A 6703-nucleotide genomic window follows, 5' to 3' on the forward strand; every position below is an offset into this window, starting at 1 on the left:
CCCTCTGGGTGGGCGCTCGGGTGGGGCACCGATCGTCGGCACCGGTGCGGTGGGGCAGATGAGTGATCCGCTGCCGCAGGCGATGGTGTTGACCGCAATCGTGATCACCTTCGGGTTCACCGCGTTCCTGCTCGCGGTGGCGTACCGCAGTTGGTATCTCACCGGCGACGACGAGGTGCCCGACGACCTAGAGGACCGGCAGATCATCCGTCGGGCGGAGCGGAACGAGGTGGGCGCTGTCGATCACGGTGGGGAGGGTCCGGACGGCGACGCGGAGCAGGTCGATCCCGAGCCCGCCCGCCGTCGGCTTCGACGCGGGGAGGAGGCGTGATGGGTGCGCTGGTTCCGCTGCCGGTGGTGGTGCCGTTGCTCGGTGCGGCACTGACGCTGCTGCTGGCCGGGAAGCCCCGACTCCAGCGTTCGATCAGTGTGTTCTGCCTGGGCGGCACTCTCACCGTGGCGTTGCTGCTGCTCGTGCAGGCGTACCGGCACGGGCCGGTGGTGGTGGCGGTCGGTGGGTGGCCGGCACCGGTCGGCATCGTGCTGGTCGCCGACCAACTCGCCGCGCTGATGGTGGTGGTCTCGTCGGCGGTGACCCTCTGCGTGCTGCTCTACTCGATCGGCCAGGGTCGCAGCGAGACCAGCGAGTCCACACCGGTGGAGATCTTCCACCCGACGTACCTGGTGCTCACCGCCGGCGTCACCAACGCGTTCCTGGCCGGTGACCTGTTCAACCTCTTCGTCGGGTTCGAGATCCTGCTGGCCGCCAGTTTCGTGCTGATCACCCTGGGGGGCACCGAGACCCGGATCCGGACCGGGTCGACGTACGTGGTGGTCAGCATTCTCTCCTCGCTGATCTTCCTGACGTCGGTGGGTCTGGTGTACGCGGCCACCGGCACGCTCAACCTCGCCCAGCTCGCCCAGCGCCTCGACGACCTGCCCGACGGCGTCCGACTGGCCCTGGAGCTGATGCTGCTGCTGGCGTTCGCGATCAAGGCGGCGGTCTTTCCGCTTTCCGCCTGGCTGCCGGACAGCTATCCCACCGCACCGGCCCCGGTCACGGCCGTCTTCGCGGGTCTGCTCACCAAGGTGGGCGTGTACGCGATCATCCGCACCGAGACGTTGCTGTTTCCCGGCGGGCACGCGGACAGGTTGCTCATGGTCGTCGCCGGTCTGACCATGGTGGTCGGCATCCTCGGCGCGGTGGCCCAGTCCGATCTGAAGCGGCTCTTCTCGTTCACCCTGGTCAGCCACATCGGCTACATGATCTTCGGGGTGGCGTTGAGCACCGTCGCCGGGCTCTCCGGCGCGATCTTCTACGTGGTGCACCACATCACCATCCAGACCACGCTGTTCCTCGTCGCCGGTCTGGTCGAGGAGCGGGCCGGCAGCACCGACCTGCGCCGCATCGGTGGGCTGGCCCGGGTGGCGCCGCTGCTCGGTGTGCTGTTCTTCGTCCCGGCCATGAACCTCGCCGGGGTGCCGCCGTTCTCCGGTTTCCTCGGCAAGCTCGGCCTGCTCCAGGCCGGGGTGGCGGTCGGCGGGCCGCTGCCCGGGGTGCTGGTGGCGGCGGGCACGGTGACCAGCCTGCTCACCCTCTATGTGGCGTCCCGGGTGTGGAACATCGCCTTTTGGCGCGCGCCCCGGCTGGCCACCACCGAGGCGGCCGTCCCGCTGCCAAGGCTGATGACCGGGGCCACCGTGGCCCTGGTCGCCCTCGGGCTGGCGCTGACCCTGCTGGCCGGTCCGCTCTTCGACGTCACCTCGGACGCGGCCGCCGACCTGCGGCTGCGCACCCCGTACGTGCATGCCGTGCTGCCGGGTGGTGTGCCGTGACCGGCACCCCTGAGCCGGCTCCCGACACCCCCGCCGTGGTGGGACGCGGCCGGCTCGGGCGCTGGCGCGACCAGGTGGCGGCGCTCGGGTGGCTGGTGGTGGTCTGGAACCTGCTCTGGGGCGACGTCAACTGGGCCAACCTGGTTGGCGGCCTGCTGGTGGGCGGCGCGGTGCTGGTGTTCTACCCGCTGCCGGCGGTCAGCTTCGGCGGCCGACTGCGGCCCTGGGCGCTGCTGGTCTTCGCCGGCCGGTTCGTCGTCGAGCTGGTCAGCGCGAGCGTGCACGTCGCCCGGATCGCCGTGCAACCCGGCTACCGGCCGCGCGGGGCGATCATCGGGGTCCAGTTGCGGGTGCCCAGCGACCTGAACCTGGCGCTCACCGCCGAGGCGGTCTCGCTGGTGCCGGGCACGCTGATCCTCGAGGTGGACCGGGACTCCGGAACGCTCTACCTGCACGTCCTGGACACCCACAGGCCGGCTGACCTGGAGGTGGCCCGGGACCGCACCCTCACCCTCGAACGGCGAATCGTCCGCGCGGTGGGCTCGGCCGCCGAACTGCGCCGCATCGAGACCGATCCGTCCGCGAAGGGAACCCGCTCGTGACCACGTTCCTCGCCGTCGTCCTCACCGTCCTGCTGTCGGTGACCGCGCTGCTCGCTCTGCTGCGGCTCTACCGTGGCCCGTCACTGGTGGACCGGGTCATCGCCGCGGACATGCTGCTCGCCACGATGCTCGCCGCGGTGGGTGCCGAGGCGGCGGTCAACCGGCACGCGACAACCCTGCCCGTGCTGGTGGTGCTCTCCCTGCTCGGCTTCGTGGGCTCGGTGTCGCTGGTCCGCTTCGCGGTCCGGGAGCAGCAGTGATCTCGACCATCGCGAACTGGCTCGGCGCCGGTTGCCTGGTGGCCGGCGCGCTGCTCGGCCTGGCCGCCGCGATCGGCGTACTGCGCTTCCCGGATGCGCTGTCCCGGATGCACGCGGCCACCAAGCCGCAGGTGCTCGGGGTGCTCCTGTTGCTGCTGGGCATCGCGTTGCGGCTGCGGTCCCCGTCGGACCTCGGCATGATCCTGCTGGTGGCGGTCTTCCAGTTGGCGACCGCGCCGGTCGCGGCGCAGATGATCGGGCGGGCCGCGTACCGGTCGGGGCGGCTCGACCGGAGCCTGCTCGACGCCGACGAGCTGGCCGAACGGGGATCAGGTGACGGGTCGGCGAGGCCGGCGTGACTACCGCGGGCGGCCATGAACCGGACGATTCGCTCCTTCGGCCCACCCCCAGCGGAGTCCCAGCCAGCGCGGATAAAATAGCGGCATGATCGACTCTTCTGCCCAGGAGGGCAGCAGTAGCCAGCCGGGTCGTGCCCGGCATATCCCCGTACCGACGACCCCGGGAGCCCTGAGCGACCCGTGTTGATCGTCGTTGGTCTCCTTCTCATCACCATTCTCACTGCCGCCACCGGCTACTTCGTGGCGCAGGAGTTCGGCTACGTCGCCGTGGACCGGGGCAAGCTGCGCCAGCTCGCCGATGACGGCGATCAGGCCGCCGCCCGGGCCCTGACCGTCACCAGCCGGCTCTCCTTCATGCTCTCCGGTGCCCAACTGGGCATCACCGTCACCGCGCTGCTGGTCGGCTACGTCGCCGAGCCGTACCTGGGCGGTGGTCTCGCCGACCTGCTCGGCGTGGCCGGCGTCAGCGAGGCGGTCAGCCTGCCGCTGTCGGTAGCGTTGGCCCTGGTCATCGCCACCATCGTGCAGATGGTTATCGGTGAGCTGGCCCCGAAGAACCTGGCCATCGCCCGGGCCGAGCAACTGGCCCGGGCGCTGAGCCGCTCCACCCTGATCTACCTGGCCGTCGCCGGGCCGCTGATCCGGCTCTTCGACCGGGCCTCGGTCCGGCTGCTGCGCCGCATCGGCATCGAGCCGATCGAGGAGCTGCCCAGCGGCGCCACCCCGGCGGACCTGGAACAGATCATCGCCGAGTCCCGCGAGGAGGGCAGCCTCGACGCCGAGATGTCCACGCTGCTCGACCGAGGTCTGGACTTCCGGGAGCTGACCGCCGGCGAGGCCATGGTGCCGCGCGTGGACGTGCACACCGTCCGTGCGCACGAACCGGTGAGCCGGGTGGTCGAGCTGCTGGACACCGGCCACTCCCGCTTCCCGGTACGCGGTGCGGACGGCGTCGACGACCTGCTCGGCATCGTCGGCATCGCCGACGTGCTCGGCGTACCCCCGGGAGAGCGGGCCACCACCCCGGTGAGCGCGGTGGCCGGGCCGCCGCTGCTCGTACCGGAGACGTTGCCCCTGCCCACGGTGCTCGACCGCCTGCGGTCCGGGCACCGGCAGATGGCGTGCGTGGTCGACGAGTACGGCGGCTTCGCCGGCGTCATCACGCTGGAGGACATCGCCGAGGAGCTGGTCGGCCCGATCCGCGACGAGGACGACCCACCGGAGCGGGCACCGGCCCGGCAGGACGACGGGTCCTGGGTGGTGCCGGCCCGCTGGCGGATCGACGAGGTCGCCGACAGCACCGGCATCGCCCTGCCCGAGGCCCCCGAGTACGACACCCTGTCCGGGTTGGTGATGCGGGAGCTGGGCCGGGTGCCCGAGGTCGGTGACCGGTTGGAGATCAGCCTGCAACCTGAGGGGGCGGACGCCGAGGACAACGAGGCGGAGCCCCGCGCGCTGGTCGAGGTGCTGGCCGTGGACCGGCACGTGGCCGACTCGGTGCGGTTGCAGCTGACCAAGCCCGAGGTGACCGCATGAGCCCCGGGATCGCACTGTTCAGTTCGGTGATCCTTCTGGCGCTGAACGGGTTCTTCGTGGCCGCCGAGTTCGCCCTGGTGGCCAGCAAGCGCTATCGCCTGGAGCAGGCGGCGGCGAACGGTGGCCGGGCGGCACGGGCCGCGCTGGATGGCGTCCGCGAGCTGTCGCTGATGCTGGCCGGCGCGCAGCTCGGGATCACGCTGTGCACCCTGGGTCTCGGCGCGCTGGCCGAGCCGGCGATCGAGCACCTGCTCAGCCCTCTGCTGCACGCGGTGGGTCTACCGGACGCGGCCAGTCACCTGGTCGCCCTGGTCTTCGCCCTCGGGGTGGTGACCTTCCTGCACCTGGTGGTGGGGGAGATGGCACCGAAGTCGTGGGCGATCACCGACGCGGAGCGCTCGGCGACGCTGCTCGCGTTGCCGTTCCGCGCCTTCGCCCGGGTTTCCCGGCCGGTGCTCTCCGCGCTGAACGCCCTGGCCAACGCGATCCTGCGGCTGTTCGGCGTCAACCAGCAGGACCAGCTCGCCCAGGTGCACGGCCCGGACGAGCTGCGGATCCTGCTGGAGCAGTCCCGAGAGCACGGGCTGCTCGGTGCCGAGCAGCACCAACTGCTGACCAGCATGCTGGAGTTGCAGGGCACGTCGGTGGCGCAGGTGATGGAACCGTTCGCCACCATGGTCACCGTCCGCCGGGACGACCCGGCCGAGCGGATCGAAGAGGTGAGCCGGGACAGCGGCCGATCCCGGCTCGCCGTACTGGACGAGGCGGGCGACGTGTGCGGGCTCGTGCACGTCCGGGAGGCGGTGCGGGCGGTCACCACCGGCCGGGTCGCCATCGCCGGGGAGCTGATGACCCCCGCGTTCACCCTGCCCGCGACGTCCTCGGTCACCGAGGCGGTGGCGGCGATGCGGGCCCGGCAGTCGCAGCTCGCGCTGGTCCGCAACGGCGGTGGCCCGGCCCGGCCGATCGGCTTCGTGGCCCTGGAGGACCTCCTGGAGGAGGTCATCGGGGAGTTCGACGACGAGACCGACACGGTCCCGCGCGGGCGTCGGTTGCGCTGACGTGTCGACCCGGTCGCACTGACGAAGTGCGGCCGGGTCAACCTCGGCACGGCAGCGCTGCTCGGCGCGGGCGGGCTTGAGCCGACCCCGACCGGGTAGGCGCGCCTGGTGGGGGCCGGCCAGGCCCCGTCCCGGGAGGGGGCGCGCGGTGCGGCTGACGGGAGTGTCCCCGGAGTCCGGTGGCACCGGGCTCTCCGTGCAGACCACGCTGCCCAATCCGAGTACCCGCCCGGGCCTGCGCCTGCCTGGGCGGGTGACCCTCGCGGCCGGCCCGGAGGACGTGCTGGTGCGGCACATCCGGCTCGGCCTGGTCACTACTGTCGAGCCGGACGACCCGGCCGCGGCCCGCCGACTCATGCAGTTTCACCAACTACCCATCGCCGGCCGGTTTGTCGTTCCGGCCGGCCGGCGGCGGGCTGTCGACTTCGCGTTCCCGCTGCCGTGGGAGACCCCGGTGACCACCTTCGGTGGGGTGCCGCTGCTGAGCCTGCGGATGGGCCTGCGGACCGAGGTGTCGCTCGACCCCGACCTCGACCAGGGGGCAATGGTGCCGGTCTTCGTGCATCCGATCCCCACCCAGCAGCACGTGCTGGCGGCGCTGGACACGCTCGGTTTCATGATCCGCCAGTCCGGGTTGCAGCAGGGCGGGTTGCCGGGGGTGGAGCACACCCTGCCGTTGCACCAACGCTGGGGCTACTGGGTGGGGCCGCTCTACGCCGGCCCGATCACCGAGCTCGAGGTGATCTTCGTGACCAACTCGGCGGGCCTGGAGGCGATCCTCTGGATGGATCGCCGGCTGGCGCTGGCCGGAATCACCCACCAGAGCATCAGCAGGTTCCGGATCTGGCACCAGGACGCCGACCGGCGGGACTGGGTCGCCACCGTGGACGGCTGGATCCGCCAGGCGATCAACCGGCACGCCGCCGCGGCCGCGCACGCCGACTGGTCCGCGCAGATCACGGGGTCGGCCCACGTCAGCCGCCATCCCGACGAGCCGATCCGACCGGGTTACGGCCTCGGCGGCACCGCCGGCGGCGCCGGCGTAGGAG

At 71.8% G+C, this 6703-nt stretch carries 8 protein-coding genes; all 8 read left to right on the forward strand.

Features of this window, described 5'->3' with window-relative positions; translation table 11 throughout:
* On the forward strand, nt 1-331 hold a 331-nt coding region (locus DLJ58_RS06330), incomplete at its 5' end, for a sodium:proton antiporter (protein WP_208740889.1).
* Nucleotides 331-1836, forward strand: a complete 1506-nt coding sequence (locus DLJ58_RS06335) for a Na+/H+ antiporter subunit D (protein ID WP_124854282.1) — start codon at nt 331-333, stop codon at nt 1834-1836. The genes DLJ58_RS06330 and DLJ58_RS06335, both read left to right, overlap by 1 nt.
* Entirely contained in the window at nt 1833-2438 is a 606-nt protein-coding gene (locus DLJ58_RS06340; RefSeq protein WP_124854283.1) for a Na+/H+ antiporter subunit E, read from the forward strand. The genes DLJ58_RS06335 and DLJ58_RS06340 overlap by 4 nt, the downstream gene beginning before the upstream one ends.
* The gene (locus DLJ58_RS06345) at nt 2435-2698 is read left to right on the forward strand and encodes an MrpF/PhaF family protein (protein ID WP_124854284.1); all 264 of its coding nucleotides are present in this window, start codon (nt 2435-2437) and stop codon (nt 2696-2698) included. The genes DLJ58_RS06340 and DLJ58_RS06345 overlap by 4 nt, the downstream gene beginning before the upstream one ends.
* Nucleotides 2698-3057, forward strand: a complete 360-nt coding sequence (mnhG, locus tag DLJ58_RS06350) for a monovalent cation/H(+) antiporter subunit G (protein ID WP_124854288.1) — start codon at nt 2698-2700, stop codon at nt 3055-3057. The genes DLJ58_RS06345 and mnhG overlap by 1 nt, the downstream gene beginning before the upstream one ends.
* Before the next feature lie 180 nt (nt 3058-3237).
* On the forward strand, nt 3238-4593 hold the full coding sequence (locus DLJ58_RS06355; RefSeq protein WP_124854285.1) for a hemolysin family protein: 1356 nt from the start codon (nt 3238-3240) through the stop codon (nt 4591-4593).
* Complete coding sequence (locus DLJ58_RS06360) at nt 4590-5654, forward strand: hemolysin family protein (protein WP_124854286.1); 1065 nt, start codon at nt 4590-4592, stop codon at nt 5652-5654. The genes DLJ58_RS06355 and DLJ58_RS06360 overlap by 4 nt, the downstream gene beginning before the upstream one ends.
* Before the next feature lie 148 nt (nt 5655-5802).
* On the forward strand, nt 5803-6703 hold a 901-nt coding region (locus tag DLJ58_RS06365; RefSeq protein ID WP_124854287.1), incomplete at its 3' end, for a sporulation protein.

Source organism: Micromonospora arida, assembly GCF_003857035.1.
Lineage (GTDB): Bacteria > Actinomycetota > Actinomycetes > Mycobacteriales > Micromonosporaceae > Micromonospora > Micromonospora arida.

What these genes read in the sequence shown, in the direction of transcription:
- DLJ58_RS06360 (WP_124854286.1), top strand. Translation starts at nt 4,590, where the DNA reads ATGAGCCCCGGGATCGCACTGTTCAGTTCGGTGATCCTTCTGGCGCTG.
- DLJ58_RS06335 (WP_124854282.1), top strand. Translation starts at nt 331, where the DNA reads ATGGGTGCGCTGGTTCCGCTGCCGGTGGTGGTGCCGTTGCTCGGTGCG.